The following is a 24,950-nucleotide window of genomic DNA, read 5'->3' on the forward strand; positions in this document are numbered from 1 at the left end:
CCCTCAAACCTTAGCGACCATTGGCCGACCGAGCAGGCCCTGAGGGCGGAAAATCAGGATCACTACCAGTAAACCGAAGGAGAATACGTCTTTGTAATCCGAGTTCACCATGCCGGCAAACTGCGCCTCCGCCACGCCCAGCAGCAGGCCACCAAGCATCGCGCCGGGTAGCGAACCAATGCCCCCCAGCACCGCAGCGGTAAAGGCCTTGATACCGATGATAAAGCCGACGTAGAAATCAAAGGTGCCGTAGTTCATGGTGATCAACACCCCCGCCAGCCCGGCCATGGCGGCACCAATCACGAACACCAGGGAGATCACCCGGTCGGTGTTGATGCCCAAAATGGACGCCATCTTGCGGTCCTGCTGGGTGGCGCGGCAGATGCGCCCCAGACGGGTGCGCTGAATGATGTAAGTGAGGATGGCCATACCCAGCAGTGAGGCGACCAGGATAAACACCTTGGTGTAGGTGATTTGGATCACCCCGCCGTCAAAGTTAAGGCGGAACACGCCGTCCAGCAACGTCGGGATCCCTTGCTGGCGAGGCCCTTGGCTGATTTGCGCGTAGTTTTGCAAAATAAGCGACATGCCGATGGCGGAGATCAGCGGTGCCAGACGCGTGGAGTTACGCAAGGGTTTGTAGGCGATACGCTCGATCACCCAGCCATACACGCCAGTGACCACGATGGTGAACACCAGCGTGCCGAGGATCAGCAACGGGAAGGATTGCAGGCCGAAGAACGACAGCAGCGCCAACCCGATAGCGCACAGGTAGGCGGAGATCATGTACACCTCGCCGTGGGCGAAGTTAATCATGCCGATAATGCCGTAAACCATGGTGTAGCCGATGGCGATCAGGCCGTAAACCGCGCCGAGCGTCAGGCCGTTGATCATCTGTTGCAGAAAGAAAACATCCATAATGAGCAGTCTCGCCTGGTGGGACCGCAAGCTAGTGCAGACGCGGCCCAAGGGAAGTATCGGCGCGGACCCGCCGAACACGCGGATCCGCTTATGGGTTAATCCTCAATGGATTTCAAGTTGCAGCCAGCTTGAAAGATGCCGAGGATGGATTAGAGTTGGTGATATTTGCCTTTATCGTCCCATTGATAGACCACGTAATCCGATACCTTCAGGTCGCCTTTCTTGTCCCAGGCCTTTTTGCCCATCACGGTATCCACATCATGCGATTTCAGCCATTCGCTGGCCTTGGCGCTGTCTTTGCCGCCGGTAGCGCTGAAGGCGGCGGCGATCGCCTGAATCGAAGCGTAGGAGTAGAGGGTGTAACCTTCCGGCTCAAAACCGCTGGCGCGGAACTTGGCGATCACCGCCTTGCCTTCCGGAATTTGACGCGGATCGTTGCCGAAGGTCATCAGCACGCCGTTAGTGTATTGCGGCCCACCGGCAGCGGTCACCAGCTCTTCGGTCACGATGCAGTCACCGGAGAAGAACTTGGCGGTCACGCCCTGCTCACGCATCTGGCGCACCAATGGCCCGGCTTCTGGGTGACAGCCACCGAAATAGACCACGTCAGGTTTGACCGAGGCGATCTTGGTCACCAGCGCGTTAAAGTCTTTTTCACCGCGTGACAGCCCTTCATACAGCACTTCCTTCACGCCACGCTTGTTCATCTCTGCCCTGGCGGCATCTGCCAGCCCCTGCCCGTAGGTGTCTTTGTCGTGGATCACCGCGATGCGTTTGGCTTTCAGGGTATTGAGCATGTAGTTGGTGGCGATCACCCCTTGCTGGTCATCGCGGCCGCACATGCGGAACATGTTGGTCATGCCGCGTTCGGTAATTTGCGGGTTGGTGGATCCGGGAGTGATGGCGATAATCCCGGCTTCGTCATACACCTCGGAGGCCGGCATGGTGGAGGAGGAGCAGAAGTGCCCGACCACCGCCGAGACCTTGTCCTGATCCACTAACCGGTTGGCGACCGAGACCGCCTGTTTGGGTTCGCAGGCGTCATCCCCCTGCACCAGTTTGATTTTTTCCCCTTTAATCCCACCGGCGGCGTTGATATCCGCTGCCGCCTGCGAGGCACCACGCCAGTACTGATCGCCATAGGTCGCATTCGGCCCGGAGAACGGCCCGGCGACGCCGATAACGATATCGGCCTGAGCATAAAAAGCTGAACCTAAACAACCGATAAGCAGAGCAGCGAGCGGACTTTTAATTAATTTCGATGACATTGTTGTATTCCTCAGCACTGTTTTAGCGAAACGCCCAGGGGCGTGGAGCAGTCACTTTATGTGTAGACGGGGAAAATAATTTGCGCGAGAGCGCAGTCGCATTACCCGAATTTAGCTAAGCAAAAATCCAGCCATTGTGACGGCCAATACATATTTTCTGTTCATTCATCCTACATATCAGAGGTAAAACGAGGGGGTTCACTGCCGTCAGGAGGCGCTGCGGGGGGATCAAGGGGCAAACTCGCCGCAAAATTTTTCTGTTACTTCAACCGTTGCTCCCTGGCAGTCTCCCCCCTTCGCACCAGAAACGTGCAATGGCAGGTGCAACCCTGACGCCGGGGATTTTTTGGTGATAAACAACAGGGATAAACAGGATGAGTGCCGAAAAACAACGCAACATGCTCATTCCATCAGCAAACGCACTTTTCTCGCAGTTTAGTGCTTTGACAAAGCCGCAGCACCCCGCTATTATTCGCCCCGTTCACACGATTCCTCTGTAGTTCAGTCGGTAGAACGGCGGACTGTTAATCCGTATGTCACTGGTTCGAGTCCAGTCAGAGGAGCCATATTAGAGAAGCCCGCTCAGGGAAACCTGAGCGGGCTTTTTGGTTTTGTTTTGGTGGTTAGGAGACAAAGGTGGACATGTCAGCGTTCCAATCTGTGACGGTTGCCAAGTGACAACAATGGCATTACTGGTAATATTTAAGCTATCAATGAGGATCAGCGCAGTTCGAAATTTGTGATTTTAGTCAGGACTGTTTGAACAGATAGGGAAGTTTAAAATATATGAGTAGACGTCTAAACAGAGATTACCGTACTAAAATAAGAAACATCCCCCGCCGCTTAAAAGCTCTTAACCGTTGGGCGGAAACCTTCCATGATCCAATCCGCGCAGATTTTCCAGAAGACCAGCGCTACTGGAACTACAAAATTCCTGTAGATGTCAATCTTGTTGAAGGAAAACACAGTGCCCAGAAAACCAAGGCAGCCTGCGCGCAAGCGTTAATTGACGCATGTTCTAATTTAATACTTGCAACAGCTGATTCGAGTTACAGCCCGCGAATTACTTCTGTTATCTGCCTCCCGGATATGTTTACCAGCGAAGTCTGTCTTTACCATTCTGAAGAGTACTATCAGGGGTTCATATGCGAAAGCACTTCTGAAAATGGAGCTTCATCGGTCATTAAGGGGCGTAGCCTTGCTGAAGAATGGGGATTAACTCTGCCAGAGAATGTACAGGAGCTGGGGATCTCGCTTGAATACTATGGCGGTGACGATCCTGATGAATGGTTTACAGGCGAACGTTGGTACTATGGCCAAGTGTTATAGAAGAGCGGTATTTGGAAGCCTGGCGTGCAGTTCATCGGCTTTTCGTCCAGTTTTAATAGACTGTGCTATTCCTTTTTTATAACAATATGTTGATGTTTTGATGTCCTCCACTGCACCGTCTCGCCCTCCAAGTGGAACTATATCGGCTACGAGCGAAAAGCGGACGTGCCTGTGGCCATCAATCACGGCTACAAAGTAGTAGCGATTCTTTCGACCATTCAACAGTCTGCTATGAACTGTTCTGGTCGGTTGTGCCAGAAATATGCAATTATCCACGTCATCTCACGTAATAGGTAACTCATTGTGCTAATTTCTATTAAAGCGACGAAAAATACCCGCACCGGTATCAGAGGTGTGCAACGTTATGGGGCAATGTATCGCTGGCGTGTTGATGCAGTCAGATTCAGAAGTCTTACAGGACAAGATCCTACCCCGCCATTCATTGCCTGTCTCAATGAACGAGAATCCGGATGCGTAGACTCCGTTGCTTTCCATACGATTGAGGATGCAGGAGATGACCTTTGCCGGTTCTTAAAAGCTATGACTGGGGTTTCATTCGAGTACCAGTGACCTTACTGGATGTAGCGCCGTTAGAAAATAGTCCTCTGTAATTATTCTACCGGCGTTTACATCTACTATTACTACGTTCAGCTTCTTGCACGCAGCGAGCATCAGCAAGTGCCACTGGGTCCGCTTTGAGCGAGGAGCAGAAGTTCACTGTGGTCATCAATGTCCAAGTTGCAGAGTAGCTAACTAAAAGGATAACTAATAAAGTAGTGGATATTAAAAATTACGATGGTTAGTTTCTTCTATATCGCAATTTTCCTGTGGTGTTTGCTTGTTTTTATGATATTCCTGAAATATCTTCTTCAAGTTCTTTTGCGGATTTGGCAATTTTAAATTTAAATTTTCTCTCTATTTCACTATCGCTTAGCATTTTCGCCTTAGCTTTTCCTATCCACATTGAAACAAGCTCTCGCTTCTGAGATATATCTAGGTTATCAAAGTTAGGTATGTATTTAAATGTGCCCGCAGTTCCACGACTAAGCTCATAGAATGTCTTTATTAAAGACTTTTGTTTTATCTCAGATGAAAGATTGAATCGGCGGATAAGATGACTTACGGTATGATTAACGGAGCGAAGTTGGGCTGTTGTGGATATTTGCGAGAAGTATGATACCCACCCCAGGCGTTTCCCCTCAAATACACACCCTGTGATTCTAAGGTTGAGTTTCCACTGACAGTATGCTATAGCTCGCTCTTTATCGCGCTTATTCTTAGCCTGCAGTAGCGCATGCCTATATGCAGTGAAAATTTTTGCTAATGAGGACTCGAATCTGAGAATACTCTCATGCTTGATTAATAATTCTCCTTGGCTTATGTGATAACCAAGAAAGTCAAAGGGGACATTCAGATTGCCAACTTTGGATTTTGAGTTCTCCTCATTTAGTGGGTGAGGATTTAAATTTAATAGTTGGAGCCTCTCAATAACATGAGATGCCATCATTTCAGCCTGGCTATTTTTGGTCAAAATAAGGATATCATCAACGTAGCGCATGAACCAGATATCTGGAATTTCATTGATCTCTTTATCGAAAATGGATAAGGAAATCTCAGCCAAAATATTTGAAATTGCTAGCCCCTGAGGTACTCCCCTGGAGTTCACTGAGGCGCCTTTGCTACCTTTAAATTCACTTACTGTAGGAACGACCAATGACGACATTATTAATTTTCTAATCTCGCCCTTTCTAACCTTATTTTTTATCACATCAGCTATCAGTGTATGTTCAATTGAAGGGTAGAAGGTTTTGAGATCTACCTTGGCATACTCTGTATATAGACCGCTATCCAATGCAGTCTTAAGTGAATCAATTACTTTATGTGGCAGTCTCAACCTAGAGTCAGGATAAATTTCTGTAAGACATTCGCAAAGAGCCCTGAGGGTAATCCTATCTCTGGCAGTGGGTATTGAGATCTGTCTGGGGTTAGAGTTAGCCCCTTTAGATATTAGCTTTTCTTTGTAGGCTGTAAATTTGTAACTACCAGAGTTAACTTTTTCAGAAATAAATTCAATTTCATTTTTTATCGTTGAGTCGAGTTTCGAAGGGCGAATTCGATCGATGCCAATGGCGCCAGATTCTTTTATTTTTTCATTATATACTTTGAGAAGATTTCTTTTCGAAAAGGATTTTTTAAAGATTCGGCTAGCAGTCATAGTCTATCCAAACAAGCATGAGTGGGAGTAGGTATAAGGAAAAAGTAAAAATGAATCGCTTTATTTTCCAGAGTTGGACTGTTCGTTTTTCTTCATTGGTAGGGATTCTTGTTGTAAGTCCTACCTGGGCTGCACGTGCGGTTTTATCATCTATTTCAAGATGATTCTCAACTTCATCGAGCAATTCATGATATTTCTTTCTTTGTTCAAGCGTTAATTCTTGCTCGGTTGTAGTATCAGAATAGAGTCGCTGTAGCGCAAGGTAATTCTTCCTCATAGATATTGCTCTACCGCGGAAGTCTAGGTTTGAAACTACAAGTGAAATACCTAGTAAAGCCACCGAAAGTATTGCCGCAAGAATATCGGTGTTATCCCCTAGGACTTTTGGAAAGCGTAATGTCACGATTGAAAGCACTGCACTTAATATAGCATACCAAACGAGGATGAACTGAGAGTGTTTTTCAAGCCACTCCAAGCGATGATGTGCGTTAATACGTGCTTTATATGTAAACCATATATTGTCGTTCCGCATTAAAACTCCCTTTTATTTTCGGGATATGGAAGGGGCAGGAAAAATTTGAACCGTTGAACACCCTGCTAGGCAGGATCAGTGAGCCTAAGCTCAACAGCAAAAAATCGCTGTTCATTATCAGAGCCGCCCTTGCAAAAGCAAGAGGAAAAACCCGCCCCATCCTTTTAAAGTATGACAATTTCATAGGATGAAAGTCAAGCATATGCCTTATTGACAACCCTCCATAGATAAACATAGGCTGAAGTTATTAACGTCTGCTCCTGGCACAAAGTCGACGGTCGGGATTCCAGAATAGCCCCCCTAGAAACCCCGCCCCCCTCCCCCTAAATCAACAACCGAACCCGATCATAAATCAGTCGATCCTCGAGCCGCGCGGATCGGGCATGCTGGCGCAGGGTGCGGATCAGGTTATCAATCAACGCATGGGCGGCGGTGCTAAGGATGCTGTTGCGCCGGGTGACGATGTTCAGCCGCGCCAAGTCGCAACCTTCTTGCAGCGCCAGCGGTTGCAGCCGTCCGGCAAACTGCGGTAGCCCAAGCAACGGTGCCGGGCACCAGGTGCACATGTCTGCCGACTCCACCATCGCCTGTAGCATACCGAGGGAATGCGCATGAATAATGCGGTTCGGATCGAGTTGAGCGCCGTGTCGGCTAAACAGTTGATGGATTAATTCGTCATAATTGTCTGGGGTATAGTTCAGCACCCAGTCCTGCTCAAGCAACTGGTGGATCGAGGTACTTTGGCCCAACGGATGCCCGTGCCGCACCATCACCGCCGTTTCATAATCCAGCAGCGGCTCGCAATGAAATTCCTGCGGTGCCATCGAGGCCGGAAGCGGCGTGATGGCAAAATCCATCGTGCCCTCTCGCAGTTGGGATTGGGCGTTGGCCATCAGGCTTTCAAACAGCTCCAGTTTTACCCTCGGCATCTTTTTGCGAAAGGCCACCACGGCCGTCGGTAACACCGTCAGCATCAGCCATGGCGTGATAGCCACCTTCACCTGCTCTTGCGCCAACCCGCGCAGGCCCGCCATTTCATTGTTGGCCTGTTCCAGTTGGTTTAACACCAGCCGGGCGTGCGTCAGCAGCGTTTTCCCGTAAGGCGTAAAGCCCAGTCCAGCCGGTGTCCGGATCAGCAATGGCAGTTCCTGCTGCTGTTCCAGCTCGCGCAGGGCGCGCGTGACCGCCGCCTGTGAAAGCCCCAGCTGTCGTGCGGCGGCGCGGATGCTGCCACCGTCGGCACTGGCGACCAAGGCCTGTAATTGATGTAGTTTCATCACGCTCCCTGACAATCAAAGGTTGTCAGCATAACCGAACGACGGCTCCCCGGGCAAAAGGTTGTTTGTTAGTCTCCGAAGTACCTTGTTCCCGGTTATTGAACGCATCGGGAACCGAATACTCCCGTTGGAAACCCTGATGACCCATTCGCTGGTTTTACCTGAAATAGCCGCTGTTCAGCACGAAATGGTCGCCATTCGTCGCCATATTCATGCTCATCCCGAATTGGGATTTAACGAATTCGCCACCAGCGATTTGGTGGCAAAACTGCTGTCCGAATGGGGTTATCAGGTCACGCGCCATATAGGACAAACCGGGGTTGTCGCCACGCTACAACGCGGCGTGGGGAAATCACTTGGCTTGCGCGCCGATATGGACGCGCTGCCGATTGAAGAAACCAGCGAATTGCCCTATGCCAGCACCCACAGCGGCGTGATGCACGCCTGCGGTCATGATGGCCACACCACCATGCTGCTGGCGGCGGCGCGTTATCTGGCGCAGCGGTCTGACTTTACCGGTACTTTGCACCTGATTTTTCAGCCAGCGGAAGAAGGCGGCGGCGGTGCCCGAGTGATGATGGAAGACGGGTTGTTCGAGCGTTTTCCCTGCGATGCCGTGTTCGCCATGCACAACGTGCCCGGCTTCCCGGTCGGCCTACTGGGCTTTGCCAGCGGCCCCTTCATGTGCTCGGCCGATACCGTCAACATCACCCTGCATGGCCACGGCGGGCATGGCGCGGTGCCGCAGCATACCGTTGATCCAGTGGTGGTCTGCGCCGCCATCGTGATGAGCCTGCAGACCATCGTATCCAGAAATATCGATCCGCAGGAAACGGCGATTGTGACCGTGGGCGCGATCCAGGCCGGTCTTGCAAGCAATGTCATCCCCTCGACCGCCACCATGACGCTGAGCGTGCGCGCGCTGAATGCCGATGTCCGTCAACGGCTGGAAGACCGCATTACGGCACTGGTGGAAGCACAGGCCGTCAGTTTTGGTGCCCGGGCAGAGATTGATTACCAACAGGGTTATCCAGTGTTGGTAAACCACGCGGCGGAAACTGAGTTGGCACGTTCGGTCGCGCTGGAATGGGCCGGTGAAAGCCGGGTTATCGCCAACCTGCGCCCGATTACCGCCAGTGAAGACTTCGCTTTTATGCTGGAGAAATGCCCCGGCAGTTATATCTCGATTGGCAACGGGGAAAGCACGCCCGGGAATTCGCTGCATAACGCCGGTTACGATTTTAACGACGAGTGTTTGCCGATTGGCGCCACTTATTGGGTCAAGCTGGTTGAACGCTTCCTGGCTTAATGCATTATTTAATCCACTCCGCTAAGGAAAATGACATGAAAAAAACGATGGGTTTGGTTTTATTGTTGCCGTTAGCGTTAAGTTTTTCGGCCCTTGGCGGTGAGTTTAGCGGCAAGGTGATTAAGTTGGGCATCGATCCCACCTTCCCGCCGCTGGAATACAAAACTGCGCAAGGAGCCCTGACCGGGTTCGGTGTGGATATCGCTCAGGCGCTGTGCGATGAAATGCAGGCAAAATGCGTGTGGGTCGAGAGCAGTTGGGATGGGATGATCCCGGGGTTGCAGGCAAAAAAGTTTGACGCTATCGCCTCCTCAATGACCATTACGCCGCAGCGCGAAAAGCAGATCGCCTTCTCGAGCAAGGTGTCTAACGCCCCGGCGCGGTTGGTGGCACGCAAAGGCAGCGATCTGCAGCCCACGGCGGCGTCGCTAAAAGGCAAATCGATTGGCGTGCAGCAAGGCTCCAGCCAGGAAGCTTATGCGAACGCACTGTGGCGTCCGGCCGGTGTCAACGTCGTTGCCTATCAGAGCCAACAGGAAGTGAATGAGGATCTGGCCAACGGCCGGTTGGATGCTTCGCTGCTGGCCAGCGTCAGCGCCAGCGAATTCTTCAAAACGCCCGGCGGCAAGGATTTTGCCTTTACCGGCGCGGAACTGAACGACAGCAAATATTTTGGCATTGGCGATGGCATTGGTGTGCGTAAAGAGGACAGCGCATTACTTGATGCCTTCAACGCAGCGCTGAAAGCCATTATCGCCAACGGCACCTATAAGAAGGTGAACGATAAATACTTCGATTTTGACATGTACGGTAAAGGGGAATAACTGAGGGACTGATTAAAAGGGCCAGGCGAGTGCCTGGCCCAATAAAAACGGTTACTTCACTTCGCCCATAGCCTTCAGCTTTTTGGACAGTTCGCGACGTTCTTTAGACAGATCGGCATTTTTGATGATGTAGTCATCAACGCGATCTTCATAGTCGCTGCGCATGTTGGCAATGATACCCTGAACATCTTCAATGCTCATGCCCGGCTTGATGTACTCACTCAGGTTATCGAGCAACAGCACACGCTTCTGGTTGTCGCGGACTTTCTTCTCGTTGTCGACAATTTCACGCTGCAGCTTATTTTTACGTCGGAACATACGCACAAACTCCAGAACGTCCTGGAAACTCGGCTTATTTGCATTATCCATCTTCATACCCTTGCTTTAGTAATACACAGATTCATTTGCTTACGGCCACAATGAGACCAAGATACAGGTTTGTGGCGCTCAGACACAACACTCATCGCCCTATCTTACTCACTTTAGCGCCGCGACAAAAACCCGAAGCGCCTGCTTCATGATCTGGCCCCCTATTCGCGCTCGCCGGCGGTACACACCTTGAGCAAGTCACCCAGTTCTTCCAACTGCTGCGTCAGCTCCATGCTCAGCCAGACATAGCCGTAGATCGGTGCTTCGCCGTGCAGGTTGACGCTGGCCTCCTGCATCAGGGTTTTCAGCTCGGCGGCGACTTCACTCAGCTCCCCCGCCACCACAGCCTGCTGTGCCTGCGGGCCGTTATGCATTGTCTCTGCCAGCGCTTCCAGCGAGCGTAACGTCAGCAGTTGCGCACTGCGCAGGGTTTTGGCATTCAGCATAATAAAGTGGGTTTCGCGCGAGGCCCAGTAGGCATCGGCCAACAGCTCCAGCGTACACACCAGATTGCGGCTCAGCGTTTGCACTGCTTCAAACACCGCTTTGGGAATATGGGTTTCTTTGCTGCTGGGGACAATCAGGCCACGTAATTTAACCACCTGATTCAGCAAATCTTTCAGCTGTGGCTCCAGGCGCGGCCGTTCGATCATGTTCGGGGACAGATAAGCGCCGTAGATCTTGCCCGCACTTTGCAGGCAATCCGCCATCTGCATACGCCACAAGATGTAGGCGCGCTGTGGGTAAATGCTGGTGAACAACAGCGCCAGCAGTGAGCCAAATATCACGTCGCCGCTGCGCCACAGCGCGGTGTGCATATCACCGGCCCCCGCGCCACAGACCACCGCCAGCGTAATACCCACCAACAGCGCCATATAGGGCCGTTTACCGAGCGTCAGGTAGCCGCAGAAAAACATCACCACCCCGCACCACGCCAGCATTAAGGGGAGTGAATACAGCTCAAGATACAGCGCGATCAGACCCGAGGCGGCACCAAACACCGTGCCGGCGATACGCTGCAACGCCCTTTGCAACACGTTGCCCCAGAACGAGATCGGCCCCATCACCACCACCAGGGTAATCAGCGGCCAGGTGCCTTCCGGCACTTCAAGCAGGCGGATCAGCAGGAAGGTCAGGATAAACGCCAGCCCAATGCGCACGCCGTGCACAATGCGGTAATGGCGATAAGTCAGATGTTCAAACGACGATATTTTTCTGTCGAGGCGCACAATGCATCCCGTTATCGATGGCGAGAAAGAACATTAGTTTAGCGGAGGAAGGCAGGCAGAGAAAAGGCAGATAAGGCGTCCCCTATCCGCAGTCAGGCATTAAGCGGCATATTTATCCACCAGCGCGCGCAAAATGGCGGCGGTTTCCACATCCATCACCCCGTCGTACTGCCGTTGACGGAAATGCAGCTGGAAGGCGCGCACCAGTTGACGATAGCCTTCGGCATCGGTCGCTGCCGAGGTGTCGTAACCGTATTTAGCAAACAGCGCCAGCAAATCTGGCTGCACCGGTACACCATGGCACTGATACTCATGCTGGTGACGCTGCTGCACGGCTTCGTCATACCAGGCGCCGATACCGGCCAGATACAGCTGATGCCAGGGGAACTGCGGGCCGGGATCGCTCTTGCGGCCCGGGGCAATATCGGAATGCGCTACTACGTTGACCGGCGTGATATCCGGATAGCGCTGCAGGATGTTCTGTGCCAGTTGGCTGACCGCCGCGATCTGCTGCGGGTTAAACGGTGGGAAGGTAATGTCTTCGCCATCGCCGCTGGCCAGATTGACGATCTCGATGCCAATCGACGTATCGTTGAGATTATTGCGAGTGCCCCACTGACTGGCACCGGCATGCCAGGCCCGTTCCACTTCATCAACCAGATTAAAAATGCGCACGCCGCTGAAACCGGCCGCCTGATAGCTTTGATCTTGCGGATCCGGCACCAGGTAATGGGCGCTGACCGACTTGCCGGTCAGTGACTGCACGGAATCGGCGAAGTTTTGCGCCGTGTAATGCAACACCAGAAAGCGCACCCGGTGACCAAAGCTGGCTACCGAGCGGTAGCTGTTGTAATCCATACTGAACATAGTAGATTCCTTGTTAGTTAAACTTGCGTACCACAGTCATTGCAGGATCCTTCCCGCTCAAGCGGTCGCACCATGCAGCGACCCTACAATGCCTTTGTGGACCTTGTCCACCCGTTAATGTTTAGCTAATTGCTAAAGTTAAAGCAAGAAATATTTAGTGAAAGCAATATTTACCTTTTTGCTAAAGAGTGCGATCATCCGACAATGGAAACCAAAGAAATAAGACGCAATAATTTGCGCGAGCTGATGGCCAGCTACGCCCGCCAGGGTGTTAACCAGAACGAATTTGCGGTGCTGGTTGAGTCCTCTTCGCCTACGCTGAGCCAAATCAGCGGTGAAAAGTCCTCCCGTAACCTGGGTGATAATCTCGCCAGACGGATCGAAGCCAAACTGAATCTGCCCAAGGGCTGGTTTGACGTTTTCCATGAAAAAGAGCTGGTACGGCCGTTTGATAACGTGGCGGCAGAGTCGGACTTTCAACCAGCCCGCCTGAAGCCGGTGGTATGGGAAGACACCGAACAGGACAAGGAAGAGTTTGTGGAAATCCCGCTGCTGGATATCAATTTTTCTGCCGGCGACGGCTGTTATGAAATCGTCGATCGTGAAGAGTTTTCGCTGATCTTCCGTCGCTACTATCTGCACAAGATGGGGGTGGCGGTGAATGCCGCGCGCATCATCCGCATTTCCGGCTCCAGCATGGAACCGCGTCTGCAAGACGGCGATGTGGTGGGGATTAATACCGATGACATCCGCATTCGCGAAGGCAAAACCTACGCCATTCGGCACGGTAATCTGCTGCGGGTAAAAGTGTTGATCGAACAGCCCGACGGCGGCGTCACTATTCGCTCCCTTAACCGGGAAGAATACCAGGACGAACACCTGAGTTATCCGCAGCGCAAAGACCAACTGGTGGTGCTGGGCCGCGTTTTCTGGTCGTCGTCGTCCTGGTAATCAGCCGGGCGCCGTGGGTTGGCGCCTTGCTGTTATTTAAAATCGACCACCATCTGCTGCTGGATCGATAATCCCCGGGTGGACTGCACGCAACAGTCGATATAGTCGGTAAAGCGCGGCGGCTTCGGCATGCCCAGCTTAAGGATTTTGTCATTGCTGAAACGCACGTTAAGCATGGCGAAAGATCCATACAGGCGCATCGCCTTCAGCATCAGTCGCTCGTTACAAGGCCCGAAAATATCCTTCAGCTGCTTGCGCATTTTCAACAGCGCTTCGTAACTGACCTGCGCGTAATGATCGCCTAGCGGCGGTTTTTCCAGCGCGGCGGCAATGGCACGGTCAATATCTGCAAAGCTGACGCTGCTCTCTTCACCCGCGGAGATATGATAAACGTCATTCTCCAGCGTTTCGCTGTTTAGCAGCATCACCATCGCATCGGCACAGTAGTCGACCGGGATCACGTCGATATTATCCTGCAGCGAACACATAAACTTACGCAGCATCAGCGCCATGCTGAACACCCAGAAAATGCTGCTGGAAGGCTGACAGCCCAGGCGAGTATGCCCCACCACAATCGATGGACGGGCAATCACCAGTGGCAGCTGCGGGCAGTGCTGACGCATCAGCTGTTCGATAGTCGATTTGGAACGGGTGTATTCCACCAGATGCTCGGCGGTTGCTTCAAACTCGCCGCTTTCCGCTACCAGTGAACCCGGTTCCGGCGCACAAGACATGGCGGTGCCCACGTGCAGGAAACGTTTTAATCCAGAGACCTGCGCCATTCTTTTGGCAAAGGCCAGTGTGCCCTCAACATTAACCTTCCAAATAAGTGGGTTATTGCCAAATGACGCAACGGCGGCACAATTGATAACGTGCGTTACATTGTTAATTCGTGTGTCCGCTAAAAAGTCAGCTGGCTCACTTAAGTCGCCCAACAATATATTTTCTATCGTGATCTTCGAGAATAAATCGGCATCAATATTAAACTTTTCCATATTCTGGCGAATACGTTCCAGCCCCTGCTGTGCATTGTCAGCTCGCACCAACAGAAGATAGTTAATCACCTGATTTTCTTTCAATAATTTCTCGAGCACTGCACCACCGAGGAAGCCGGTAGCGCCGGTCAACAGCAGAGTTTTCATAATAGGTGTCCACATTGGTATTGAATGCTGCTGATTGTAGGGGGAAGTAATTAAACGGATATTAAATAAAACTCAGTGGCACCTATTTATCTTTTCTTAATATTATCTTAAGGAATATCTTGAAACATCGCAGCGGTATTTGGTAACACATTAATAAAAAACAAACCGAAATAAACCGGTCCGTTGACATTGCATTGATATTAACTCTGATTTAATTCCCTGGTGAATGTTATTACCTTTACTCATCAGGAGTATTTATGAGCTATAACCAAAAAGTCTGGCTGGGCATCCTGGTCCTGTGCAGCGTTTTCTGGCTGGCGGTGATCGGCAGTGTTTTCTCGGCCCATGAGGCCTTCGAGCGCGCTAATCTGCAAAGCCAGCAGGATTTTGCCGCCCGATATGTTCAGCATAATCATGGTACTGCCGCACCAAGCCACGCTCTCCAGGCAAAGTCGCCGACTTCTTGAGACTCCCCCCAGAATGGGGTAGGGACAAGCGCGGCCAAGGATCCTATGATGCCCTATGATTCACAGGGAGAATAATATGGGTCGAAAGCTGGATAGCTTACCGCAAGCAGAACGTGAAAAAGTTGAAGTCGATTTACTGGCCCTCAGCGTCATTTATAACGAACGCTATGGCATTACCGTCAATGACGCCGCCAACGCCGAACAACAGGTACCCGATTATCTACGACCCTACTTTCATCTGCGCCTGAACTACTACCGCAGTGCGTAATGCCGCGCATTTCGGTGATTAACACTAACGACTCGTACATCTCGCCGTTACAATAGAGGCATATTCCCTACGCCACGTGAGAGATGCGATTTTGAGCAGCAAGGCACCGGCCACATTCTACATTCACGACTACGAAACCTTCGGTATTAGCCCATCGCTGGACCGCCCGGCGCAGTTTGCCGGTGTGCGTACCGATGCGGATTTCAATATCATCGAAGAGCCGTTGGTCATCTACTGCACCCCGGCCGATGACTACCTTCCCGATCCTGAAGCGGTGATGATCACCGGTATCACGCCGCAACTGGCGCTGGCCAAAGGCGTCAACGAAGCCGACTTTGCGCGTCAGATCCACCAGGCGTTCAGCGTGCCCGGCACCTGTATTCTGGGTTACAACAATATCCGCTTCGATGACGAAGTCAGCCGCAATATTTTCTACCGCAGCTTCTACGATCCTTATGCCTACAGCTGGCAGAACGGTAACTCACGCTGGGATTTGCTCGACGTTATGCGAGCCTGTTATGCACTGCGCCCGGACGGCATCGTCTGGCCGGAGAACGAAGACGGCTTCCCCAGCTTCCGTCTGGAGCACCTGACTCGCGCCAACGGCATCGAACATGAGCATGCCCATGACGCGATGTCGGACGTCTACGCCACCATCGCCATGGCCAAACTGGTTAAACAGGCGCAGCCACGGCTGTTTGATTTCCTGCTGCAGCACCGCAACAAGCATAAGCTGAACGCCCTGATCGACATCGCAGAAATGACACCTCTGGTGCACGTTTCAGGCATGTTCGGGGCCGCACGCGGCAACACCAGTTGGGTCTCGCCGCTGGCCTGGCACCCGGATAACAAGAACGCAGTGATCATGTGCGATCTGGCCGGCGATATGACGCCGCTGCTGACGCTGAGTGCCGACGAGCTGCGTGAACGGCTGTATACCCGCCGTGACGATCTGGCCCCCGGGCAATCGCCAGTCCCAATCAAACTGGTGCATATCAATAAATGTCCGGTGCTGGCACCGGCCAAAACCCTGCTGCCGGAAAACGCCGAGCGGCTGGGTATCGATCGTCAGGCCTGCCTGCAAAACCTGCAGTTGTTGCGCCAGCATCCGCAAGTGCGTGAAAAAGTCGTCGCGCTGTTCGCCGAAGCCGAGCCTTTCAAAGGGTCTGATGATGTCGATGCGCGGCTGTACGACGGTTTCTTCAGCGATGCCGACAAGGCGGCGATGAAGATTATTCAGCAGACCAAACCGCAGAACCTGCCGGCGCTGGATCTGACCTTCAGCGATAGCCGCATGAAGGAGTTGCTGTTCCGTTTCCGTGCCCGCAACTACCCCAATACGCTGGATGACGCCGAACAACGCCGCTGGTTACAGCATCGCCAGGAAGCCCTGAGCGCCGAACGGGTGCAAAGCTATGTCCTGCAGCTGGAGTCGCTGTATAACCTGCATGAAGGCGATCAGGAAAAGACCGCGCTATTGAAAGCGCTGTTTGAGTACGGCAAAGAATTGGTCGGCTGACAAAAACAACAAAGGGCGCCGAAGCGCCCTTTTTAATGCACATACCTGTTAAGACTTAGGCCAGGTCTTCGCTAGCCTGTGGTACCGGCAGGCGGAAGCTGCGGGTCACAAAGGCCAGGTAAATCAGGCCAATTGCCGCCCACACCAGGCCCAGCGTCATTGAACTGGCTTCCAGATTCAGCCACAGTGCACCTACGGTCAGCGCGCCCATAATTGGCAGGATCAGGTAGTTAAAGGTGTCTTTAACGGTACGGTTCAGCTTGTCGCGAATATAGAACTGCGAGATCACCGACAGGTTCACGAAGGTGAACGCCACCAGCGCACCGAAGTTAATCAGCGCCGTTGCCGTCACCAGATCAAACGACACCGCAGACAACGCAATCACGCCAACCAACAGCACGTTCAGTGCCGGGGTACGCCATTTCGGGTGCACATAACCGAAGAAACGCTCCGGGAATACGCCGTCACGACCCATCACATACATCAGGCGCGAAACACCGGCGTGCGATGCCATGCCTGAAGCCAGTACGGTCACACAAGAGAACACCAGGATCACCGACTGGAAGAACTTGCCGGCCACGTACAGCATGATTTCCGGCTGAGACGCGTCAGGATCTTTAAAGCGTGAAATGTCCGGGAAGTACAACTGTACAAAGTAAGACACCACGATAAAGATAACGCCGCCGATCAACGCCGTCAGGAAGATGGCTTTCGGGATCACGTTCTCCGCGTCTTTGGTTTCTTCAGACAGCGAGCTGATGCCATCAAAACCGAGGAACGAGAAGCACAGAATGGTCGCACCGGTAATCATCGGCACCACATGCGCACCTTCAGACCAGAACGGACGGCTGCTGATCAGCGTACCGGCACCTTCACCATGCGAAATACCATTCACCACCAGGAACAGGAACACGATCATGATCGCTACCTGCACCACCACGATAATGGAGTTCAGGTTCGCCACCAGCTTGATGCCGCGCAGGTTGAACACTGTCATCAGCGCGACCAGTGCCGCCACGAAGATCCACGAAGGCACACCCGGGAAGATGGCTTCCAGGTAAATTTTGGCCAACAGAATGTTGATCATCGGCATGAACAGGTAGTCCAGCAGTGATGACCAGCCCACCATAAAGCCGACGTGCGGGCTGATGGCCTTCTGGGCATAGGTATAGGCAGAACCGGCGGACGGGAATTTCCGTACCAGTTTGCCGTAGCTCAGTGCGGTAAACAGTACCGCCAGCAGAGCAAAGGCGTACGCAGTGGCGACGTGACCATCGGTCAGGCCGGATACGATGCCAAAGGTATCGAAGATGGTCATTGGCTGCAGATAAGCCAGCCCCATCATCACTACCGGAACTAAAGTCAGGGTTTTACGCAGCTGTGCGCGTTGAGCCGGAGCGGCGCTGATGGTGTTATCGGACATGACGCAGCCCCCCCTTACCTTCAGCCTTGCGGAGCGTAGACACGCCAAGACTTAAGGTTGCGGGGAAACTTCGCAACTTGCGACTGAATTCAAAAAGAAGGGGATTGGAAGCTGGATAACGAGTCAAGGCGGCCTTGGCTGCTCCATAATCGCTGCGACCGCAGCGGAAACCGGCGGGCACCGGTGCTAAAGTGAAAAATTGCCCCATCTTTCTTATCCTCATGAGTCACGACCATAAAGTTTTATTTGATCGCGCACGAAACTATTTATCTATCCGGATCGGTGTCCGGCCTCGCTTGGTGTATGAAACGCACAGTTTGTAGAACACAAATGCAAAAAAAATAACCGACGCGTTAAAACGTCGGCTATCTGCATTAGGGATATTTTGCACCAGAAACCCTCCTGATGACAAGATCAGGAAGGCCTGTTAAACAAATTCTTTTCGCGATCGTTCGGAAAAGCGCCCTTACGGGTGAATTAATCCGCTATCTTCACTTTCACCGATCAACTTAATGACGCTCAGTTTACGCCCCCTCAGGCATTTTTCAACATCCAGTCGATCTCGGTTTCCGTCACCAGCCGCTCGAACTGCATCAGTTCATCCATTTTGCAGGCGTGATAAACATGCGCGAAACGTTCGCCGAGATACTGCGTCAGTTCGTGCTGATGCTCAAATTCATACAGCGCATCGCTTTGGCGGATCGGGAACGGTAGCCCTTCCTGCTCCAGCCCGTTACCGGTCACCGGCTCAGGTAATGGCAGTTCGTTGTCCAGCCCGTAAAGAATACCTGACAGTATCGCCGCCACCACCAGATAAGGATTGGCATCGGCACCCGCCACGCGGTATTCCACCCGATGATTCTCCTGCTCGCCGCAGGGAATACGCAGCGCAACGGTGCGGTTGTTGTGTCCCCAGGATGCCTGGGTAGGCACATACATGCCCGGCTGAAAACGACGGAAGGCGTTAATATTGGGTGCCAGCAGCGCCATGGAGGCCGGCATTAAGGTGATCATCCCGGCCAGCGCGCGATGCAGCAACGTCGAGTCTTCGCCGTCCGCTTGCGCGAACAGGTTGTTACCGTTGCCGTCGAGCATGCTGATATGCACGTGCATGCCGCTACCGGCGTATTCCTCATAAGGTTTCGCCATAAAGGTGGCGTGCAAGTGATGGTTTTCCGCCACCATTCGCACCAGACGCTTCAGCCCCAGCGCATGGTCACAGGCCAGCAGCACGTTATCGGTATGCTTCAGATTCACCTCGAACTGGCCGGGTGAGGCCTCCGCTACTGCGCCGTCCGCCGGTAAGCCCTGCATCTGCGCCAGGCTGTCGATGTCGTTTAACACCTCGGCAAAATGATTCAGGTTATCCAGCGAGTAAACCTGGCTCTGCATATTGCGCTCCTGGGTACCGGGCGCACAGGGCGGCTGCAAATACCCCTCTGAGTCTCGCTGTCGATCAATGAGATAGAACTCCAACTCTACCGCTACCACCGGGAACATGCCGCGCTGGCGCAACGCCTGCCACACTCGATTCAGGACATTACGGGGTTCAACGTCAAAGGGAGTGCCATCTTCATCCAGCATGGTCAGCAATACCTGACCGATATTATCCGGGTCCGCCGCTGACGGCGTCAGCGAACCGAGTACCGGCATACAAACGCGGTCCGGCTCACCCAGTTCTTGGCCCAGGCCTGCCTCTTCCACCACGTTGCCCAAAATATCCATAGCGAATACCGAGGCAGGGAAGTAACAGCCTTTTTCCAATTTTTTCAGTCCGGAGACGGGAATACGTTTACCGCGGAAGGAACCATTCAGGTCAGTGAGAAGGATATCGATATACTGCGTTGAGGGGTGGCGTTCCAAATAGTGAGCAACCTCACGTTGGAACGCGCTACTTCGCCTCTCTTCATTATGCTGTGCAAAATTTTCAACTGCTGCGATATTGGTTTGCATACATCACCCGCCATTATGCTCTGAGAACGCGCTTGCGTTCGCCTGCCGATAGGTTCAACACATGGTCTGATTTCTCTGTAGACTGCGCCAGAATGGGCGCTCAAAATAACATCCATAATATGAAACATAGCCTTAACACAAATGGTTTGCAAATGTTACAATCCTGTTTGATTATTCGCCACCGACTGCTAAATTGATAAAATATTGACCGAAAAGGCGTTAACTGCCTTTTTGTGTACAGAATTTCGTCCGCCAGAATGGGGGTGGTCATGGGCAATATATTTTCCATATCGGTCACAACTACCGATATCATGCTGTGTCGAACTCACTCAGACAGGCACCTGACACCGATATTCATTTCTGCCTGTCGTCCCTACCAGAAGGAAGTACCGCTATGAGCGAAGTCAGCTTGGCACCAGGCAAGCGCCTGTCACAGATCCGTCTGCAATTGGGTTTGTCGCAGCGCCGGGTCGCCGAACTGTCCGGGTTAACCCACAGCGCAATCAGCACTATCGAGCAGGACAAGGTCAGTCCGGCCATCAGTACGCTGCAAAAGTTGCTGAAGGTTTACGGGCTGTCGCTGTCGGCATTCTTTGCCGAACCTGAGGCCGCCAATGAACCCAAAGTGGTGATCGAGGCCGAAGATCTGATCGAGATCGGCAGCCAGGGCGTGTCGATGAAGCTGGTGCACAACGGCAACCCAACGCGCAATCTGGCGATGATGCTGGAAACCTATCAACCCGGCACCACCACCGGAGAGAAGATCAAGCACCAGGGCGAGGAGATTGGCACCCTGCTGGAAGGCGAGATCATGCTGACCATCAACGGCCAGACCCACTGTCTGAGCGCCGGCCAGAGCTATGCGATTAACACCGGCATTCCCCACAGTTTCAGCAATACCTCGGCGCGCGTCTGTCGCATCGTCAGCGCACATACCCCCACCACCTTCTGACCCCTCGGGGCGGAGGCGTTATGCAGGAACATGTCGCCAGTTATTATGCCGCTACCGCCAACCCGTTCGCGCCCTGTCCGGCGCTGAACGGGCCGGTCCGCTGCGACGTCTGCATTATTGGCGGCGGCTTTACCGGCCTGTCGTCGGCGTTGCATTTGGTTGAGGCCGGTTACGATGTGGTACTGCTGGAAGCCGCCCGCATCGGCTGGGGCGCCAGCGGTCGCAACGGGGGTCAGGTAGTCAACTCCTACAGTCGTGATATCGATGTGATCGAAGCGCGCTATGGCGCGGATACCGCAGCGATGCTGGGCAGCATGATGTTCGAAGGGGCAGAGATTATCCGCCGGCGCATCGATCAATACGCCATCGCCTGCGACTACCGTCCCGGCGGCATCTTCGCCGCTCTGAATCCAAAACAACGTCATGAGCTGCAGCAGCAACAGGTCCGCTGGCAGCGCTATGGCAATCACCAATTGGAATGGCTGGATCAGCAGGCTATTCGCCGTGAGATTGCCAGCGAGCGTTACGTCGGCGGGCTGTTGGATCGCAACGGCGGCCATCTGCATCCACTCAATCTGGCGCTGGGTGAAGCAGAGGCGGTACGCCGTCACGGCGGGCGGCTGTTCGAACAATCTGCCGCCACGCGCATCGACTACGGCGAAACGGTCAGGGTGCACACTGCCCAGGGGTCGGTCAGCGCCAACTTTGTGATTATTGCCGGCAACGCCTACCTCGGTGAGCAACTCGAACCCCGCCTTAGCCGCTTAAGCATGCCCTGCGGCTCACAAATTCTCGCCACCGAGCCGTTGTCCAGGGACATGGCGCTGTCGCTGCTGCCCAATAATTTCTGTGTCGAAGACTGCAATTACCTGCTGGATTACTTTCGCCTGACCGCCGACAACCGCCTGCTGTATGGCGGTGGCGTGGTGTATGGCGCCCGCGACCCTGCCGATATCGACGCGTTAATCCTGCCCAAGCTATTGAAGACTTTCCCGCAACTGAAACGGGTGCGGATTGATTACCGCTGGAGTGGCAACTTCCTGCTGACGCTGTCACGCATGCCGCAGTTTGGTCGGCTGGAGAATAACGTCTATTACATGCAGGGCGACAGCGGTCATGGCGTGACCAGCACGCATTTGGCGGGCAAGCTGATCGCCGAAGTGCTGCGCGGCGATGCCGAACGCTTTGACGCCTTCGCCAAATTGCCGCACCTGCCTTTTTTGGGTGGCCGCCAGTTGCGCGTCCCCTTCACCGCCCTCGGCGCGGCCTACTATGCGTTGCGTGACCGGCTGGGGTTCTAGTGCCTGCCCGACCAGATTTTTTTGATCTCAGTTATGCCATTTAGTTTGTTGCGGAAATCGCAATCTGTGTTACAAAAGACTTACTTTAGCCATCTAAACACCTAAACGTCTTTTAATCACACTATGCCAATCCCTACGCCCTCACGCCTCGAGATGCGCAATATCTCGATCGCCTTTGCCGGCTTCAACGCCCTGCAAAACGTTGACTTCACCCTGCAGGGCGGCTCTACCCATGCGCTGGTCGGCGCTAATGGCGCAGGAAAATCCACGCTGATGGCAATACTTTCCGGCGCGCACAACCATTACCGTGGTGAGATCTTTATCGACGGCCAAAAAGTGGATATTCATTCGCCGCTGCAGGCGCGTCAGCACGGGATCCACGTGGTGCAGCAGGAAGTGGATGTGGCGCTGATCCCCACGCTGTCGGTGGCGGAAAATATCATGCTCGACTGGCTGAACCAGCCGGGCCATCTGCTGAACTGGGCGCAACTGTATCGCCAGGCGGCACAGTTACTGGCCCAGTTGGATTTAACCATTAACCTGCGTCAACGATTGGCGGACTGCACATTGGCGGAAAAACAGCAGGTGCTGCTGGCCCGCGCGCTGTCACACCGTTGCCGCTTCCTGGTGCTCGATGAACCCACCGCTCCGCTTGATCGCGCCGAAAGTGAACGTCTGTTCCGCGTAGTACGCCGCCTTAAGTCCGAAGGCATCGGCGTGGTGTTTATTTCCCACCGTATTCATGAGCTGAGCGAAATCTGCGACCGCCTGACGGTACTGCGCGATGGCCGCCACGTCAGCGAAGATGCCATGCAGGGGCTGAGCGGCGAACAGATTGTCGAAAAAATGCTCGGCCATCAGTTGGACGACATCTTCCCGCCGCCGCGCCCGCCGCACGGTGCCCGTCCGCTGTTGCAGGTGGAAGGTCTGAACGATCGCCACAAGCTGCGTGACGTCACGCTAAGGCTGCATCAGGGGGAAATCCTCGGTATTGCCGGGCTGGCCGGCGCGGGCAAAACCGAACTGTGCAAGGCGCTGTTTGGTGCCTCAGCGGCCCGGGTTGAACGGGGTGAACTGCTGGGCAAGCCCTGGGCCCCGCGCGCGCCGCACCTTAGCGTTGAACAAGGGCTGGCGCTGGTACCGGAAGAACGGCGCAAAGAAGGCATTTTTATTGATGAAGCCATCCCGATGAACCTGAGCGTCAGCGCCGACGAAAGCTTCTCACGCTGGAGCCTGTTCAGCCGCCGTCAGGAACTGCGCTGGGCGCGGGATATCATGCAGCGCCTGAATATCCGTGCCTCCGGTCCGCAACAGCGGCTGGCCAGGCTGTCGGGCGGCAACCAGCAAAAAGTCGCCATTGGCAAATGGTTACGCGGCGACGCCAAAGTACTGATTTTCGATGAGCCGACCAAGGGCGTGGATATCAAGGCCAAACAGGAGCTGTTCACCCTGATCGACGGCCTGGCACGCGACGGTAAAGGCATTATCTATGCTTCCGGCGAGTTCTCCGAACTGGTCGGTTTATGCGATCGCATCTGCGTGCTGTGGGATGGCCGAGTGGTGGCGGAGCTTAACGCCGCCGAGATTGATGAAGAAACCCTATTACTGTATTCCACCGGAGGAACCCCAGCGTGAGTAAAGAATTATCCCTGCAGAATGCGCAACCCTGGCGCCATCAGCTGTTTGAGTTTCTCTACAAATGGGGGATGTTACTCACCGTTGTCGCGCTGATCGCCCTGTTCGGACTCGCGTCGGACAACTTCCTCGATCCCAATAACATCATCAATATTTTACGCTCAATTGCCATCGTCACGGTGATCGCCATCGGGGTCTCCATTTCGCTGTCGGTCGGCGGTTTCGACCTTTCCGTCGGTTCCACCGCCTCGCTGGCCAACGCCCTGGTGGTTTCGCTGTTTGTTTGGTACGGCTTCGGGACCACCGGCGCGATTGTACTGACGTTGCTGATTTGCACGCTGGTCGGGCTGTTTAACGCTTTCCTGATCGTGGTGCTGAAAATCCCCGATATGCTGGCGACGCTGGCCAGCCTGTTTGTGATCCAGGGCGTGGCGATGACCTACAGCTACGGCGGATCCATCACCCAAAATATGCTGCTGCCGAACGGCGATATGGCGGAAGGCCTGATCCCGGAGATCTTCTCGTCACTGGGCCAGGTACCGGTGATCGTGCTGATTATGCTGGCGGTCACCGTTGTGGTGCAGCTGTTCCTGTCGCTGACCAAGCATGGCCGTCGTATGTATGCCATCGGCGGTAACCCGGAGGCGGCACGCCTTTCAGGTATCCGTACCGTACGTTACAGGGTTGCGGCTTATGTCATTTCTGCCCTGCTGGCCTCGCTTGGCGGCATACTGCTGGCGTCACGTATTGGTTCTTCGCAGGTGAATGCCGGCAGCGGTTATCTGATGGATGCGGTTGCCGCCGCCTACATTGGTTTCTCGCTGGCCGGCTCCGGCAAACCTAACGCGCTTGGCACGCTGGTCGGCGCGGTGATCCTCGGCGTGCTGCAAAACGGCCTGGTGATGCTCTCCGTCCCCTACTACGCGATGGACATTATCAAAGGCCTGGTGCTGGCCCTGGCGCTGGCGATCACCTACATCCAGAAACGCTGATCCCCCCGGCGCACGCCCTGCTGCGCCGGCTTTTCCTGCCATTCATCAATTTCTTCGTCATATCCCCTTTCCTTTTATAAGCATACAAATGATACGAATTATCATTTGCGTTTACATTTTGTTTGAAATCCTTACAATGGCCTGACGAAATACTGACGGAACGACGATCTTCGCAACGACGGAGCCCGTTTCTACTTATTATTCAAA

At 53.6% G+C, this 24,950-nt stretch carries 22 protein-coding genes and 1 tRNA gene; 12 read left to right on the forward strand and 11 right to left on the reverse strand.

The window, feature by feature from the left end:
- Positions 1 to 3: 3 nt before the first annotated feature.
- Both QOT07_RS16795 and QOT07_RS16800 read right to left on the reverse strand, forming a co-directional pair.
- Entirely contained in the window at positions 4 to 918 is a 915-nt protein-coding gene (locus QOT07_RS16795; protein WP_099063758.1) for an ABC transporter permease subunit, read from the reverse strand.
- A 152-nt stretch (positions 919 to 1,070) separates the two neighbouring features.
- Positions 1,071 to 2,189 carry a branched-chain amino acid ABC transporter substrate-binding protein gene (locus QOT07_RS16800; protein WP_099063757.1) on the reverse strand — a complete coding sequence of 373 codons (1,119 nt, stop codon included), beginning with the start codon at positions 2,187 to 2,189 and terminating at the stop codon, positions 1,071 to 1,073.
- Positions 2,190 to 2,679: 490 nt separating this feature from the next.
- On the opposite strand from QOT07_RS16800, the gene QOT07_RS16805 reads away from it, so the two are divergent.
- Together QOT07_RS16805 and QOT07_RS16810 are read left to right on the forward strand one after the other, a co-directional pair.
- Positions 2,680 to 2,755 (forward strand) — tRNA-Asn (locus QOT07_RS16805).
- A 220-nt stretch (positions 2,756 to 2,975) separates the two neighbouring features.
- Positions 2,976 to 3,518, forward strand: coding sequence for a DUF3916 domain-containing protein (locus QOT07_RS16810; RefSeq protein WP_283603616.1), 543 nt, complete (start codon positions 2,976 to 2,978; stop codon positions 3,516 to 3,518).
- Between the two features lie 844 nt (positions 3,519 to 4,362).
- Here QOT07_RS16810 and QOT07_RS16815 read toward each other — a convergent pair.
- From QOT07_RS16815 to QOT07_RS16825, 3 genes are all read right to left on the reverse strand, one after another.
- Entirely contained in the window at positions 4,363 to 5,733 is a 1,371-nt protein-coding gene (locus QOT07_RS16815; RefSeq protein ID WP_283603617.1) for a reverse transcriptase domain-containing protein, read from the reverse strand.
- Positions 5,723 to 6,265, reverse strand: a complete 543-nt coding sequence (locus QOT07_RS16820) for an SLATT domain-containing protein (protein WP_283603618.1) — start codon at positions 6,263 to 6,265, stop codon at positions 5,723 to 5,725. The genes QOT07_RS16815 and QOT07_RS16820 overlap by 11 nt, the downstream gene beginning before the upstream one ends.
- A gap of 323 nt (positions 6,266 to 6,588) precedes the next feature.
- The gene (locus QOT07_RS16825) at positions 6,589 to 7,542 is read right to left on the reverse strand and encodes a LysR family transcriptional regulator (RefSeq protein WP_283603619.1); all 954 of its coding nucleotides are present in this window, start codon (positions 7,540 to 7,542) and stop codon (positions 6,589 to 6,591) included.
- Between the two features lie 139 nt (positions 7,543 to 7,681).
- Between QOT07_RS16825 and QOT07_RS16830 the strand changes: the two genes are divergently transcribed.
- Positions 7,682 to 8,851, forward strand: a complete 1,170-nt coding sequence (locus QOT07_RS16830) for a M20 aminoacylase family protein (protein ID WP_283603620.1) — start codon at positions 7,682 to 7,684, stop codon at positions 8,849 to 8,851.
- 35 nt (positions 8,852 to 8,886) lie between these two features.
- Positions 8,887 to 9,675, forward strand: a complete 789-nt coding sequence (locus QOT07_RS16835) for an ABC transporter substrate-binding protein (RefSeq protein WP_261284991.1) — start codon at positions 8,887 to 8,889, stop codon at positions 9,673 to 9,675.
- A gap of 51 nt (positions 9,676 to 9,726) precedes the next feature.
- On the opposite strand, the gene tmaR is transcribed toward QOT07_RS16835, so the two are convergent.
- The 3 genes from tmaR to QOT07_RS16850 form a co-directional block, all read right to left on the reverse strand.
- On the reverse strand, positions 9,727 to 10,044 hold the full coding sequence (gene tmaR / locus QOT07_RS16840) for a PTS system regulator TmaR (protein WP_020827737.1): 318 nt from the start codon (positions 10,042 to 10,044) through the stop codon (positions 9,727 to 9,729).
- A 161-nt stretch (positions 10,045 to 10,205) separates the two neighbouring features.
- Entirely contained in the window at positions 10,206 to 11,273 is a 1,068-nt protein-coding gene (locus tag QOT07_RS16845) for an FUSC family protein (protein ID WP_207978788.1), read from the reverse strand.
- Between the two features lie 99 nt (positions 11,274 to 11,372).
- Positions 11,373 to 12,140 carry an N-acetylmuramoyl-L-alanine amidase gene (locus QOT07_RS16850; protein ID WP_207978789.1) on the reverse strand — a complete coding sequence of 256 codons (768 nt, stop codon included), beginning with the start codon at positions 12,138 to 12,140 and terminating at the stop codon, positions 11,373 to 11,375.
- A 204-nt stretch (positions 12,141 to 12,344) separates the two neighbouring features.
- Between QOT07_RS16850 and QOT07_RS16855 the strand changes: the two genes are divergently transcribed.
- Positions 12,345 to 13,091: a S24 family peptidase gene (locus tag QOT07_RS16855; RefSeq protein WP_099063748.1), complete on the forward strand. Its 747-nt coding sequence runs from the start codon at positions 12,345 to 12,347 to the stop codon at positions 13,089 to 13,091.
- A gap of 32 nt (positions 13,092 to 13,123) precedes the next feature.
- On the opposite strand, the gene QOT07_RS16860 is transcribed toward QOT07_RS16855, so the two are convergent.
- A complete protein-coding gene (locus tag QOT07_RS16860; protein WP_283603621.1) occupies positions 13,124 to 14,233 on the reverse strand; it encodes an SDR family oxidoreductase in 1,110 nt (369 codons plus the stop codon).
- A gap of 257 nt (positions 14,234 to 14,490) precedes the next feature.
- On the opposite strand from QOT07_RS16860, the gene QOT07_RS16865 reads away from it, so the two are divergent.
- From QOT07_RS16865 to sbcB, 3 genes are all read left to right on the forward strand, one after another.
- Positions 14,491 to 14,700 (forward strand): hypothetical protein, encoded by a 210-nt coding sequence (locus tag QOT07_RS16865; protein ID WP_099063746.1) that lies wholly within the window; start codon positions 14,491 to 14,493, stop codon positions 14,698 to 14,700.
- Positions 14,701 to 14,776: 76 nt separating this feature from the next.
- Positions 14,777 to 14,968, forward strand: coding sequence for a DNA polymerase III subunit theta (locus tag QOT07_RS16870; protein ID WP_262260100.1), 192 nt, complete (start codon positions 14,777 to 14,779; stop codon positions 14,966 to 14,968).
- Positions 14,969 to 15,059: 91 nt separating this feature from the next.
- Positions 15,060 to 16,487, forward strand: a complete 1,428-nt coding sequence (sbcB, locus tag QOT07_RS16875) for an exodeoxyribonuclease I (protein ID WP_129936506.1) — start codon at positions 15,060 to 15,062, stop codon at positions 16,485 to 16,487.
- A 55-nt stretch (positions 16,488 to 16,542) separates the two neighbouring features.
- On the opposite strand, the gene QOT07_RS16880 is transcribed toward sbcB, so the two are convergent.
- Positions 16,543 to 17,910: an APC family permease gene (locus QOT07_RS16880; protein ID WP_283603622.1), complete on the reverse strand. Its 1,368-nt coding sequence runs from the start codon at positions 17,908 to 17,910 to the stop codon at positions 16,543 to 16,545.
- 534 nt (positions 17,911 to 18,444) lie between these two features.
- Entirely contained in the window at positions 18,445 to 19,863 is a 1,419-nt protein-coding gene (locus QOT07_RS16885) for a glutamine synthetase family protein (protein WP_261416707.1), read from the reverse strand.
- Between the two features lie 394 nt (positions 19,864 to 20,257).
- Here QOT07_RS16885 and puuR point away from each other — a divergent pair, with 394 nt between their 5' ends.
- The 4 genes from puuR to QOT07_RS16905 all read left to right on the forward strand — a co-directional run bounded on the left by puuR (position 20,258) and on the right by QOT07_RS16905 (position 24,743).
- Positions 20,258 to 20,815, forward strand: a complete 558-nt coding sequence (gene puuR / locus QOT07_RS16890) for an HTH-type transcriptional regulator PuuR (protein WP_085117623.1) — start codon at positions 20,258 to 20,260, stop codon at positions 20,813 to 20,815.
- A gap of 20 nt (positions 20,816 to 20,835) precedes the next feature.
- On the forward strand, positions 20,836 to 22,116 hold the full coding sequence (locus tag QOT07_RS16895) for an NAD(P)/FAD-dependent oxidoreductase (protein ID WP_283603624.1): 1,281 nt from the start codon (positions 20,836 to 20,838) through the stop codon (positions 22,114 to 22,116).
- Between the two features lie 123 nt (positions 22,117 to 22,239).
- Positions 22,240 to 23,751 carry a sugar ABC transporter ATP-binding protein gene (locus QOT07_RS16900; RefSeq protein WP_283603625.1) on the forward strand — a complete coding sequence of 504 codons (1,512 nt, stop codon included), beginning with the start codon at positions 22,240 to 22,242 and terminating at the stop codon, positions 23,749 to 23,751.
- Complete coding sequence (locus QOT07_RS16905) at positions 23,748 to 24,743, forward strand: ABC transporter permease (protein ID WP_085117625.1); 996 nt, start codon at positions 23,748 to 23,750, stop codon at positions 24,741 to 24,743. Before QOT07_RS16900 ends, QOT07_RS16905 begins: the two co-directional genes overlap by 4 nt.
- The last annotated feature ends 207 nt before the right edge of the window (positions 24,744 to 24,950 follow it).

This window comes from Serratia proteamaculans (assembly GCF_949794035.1).
GTDB lineage: Bacteria > Pseudomonadota > Gammaproteobacteria > Enterobacterales > Enterobacteriaceae > Serratia > Serratia proteamaculans.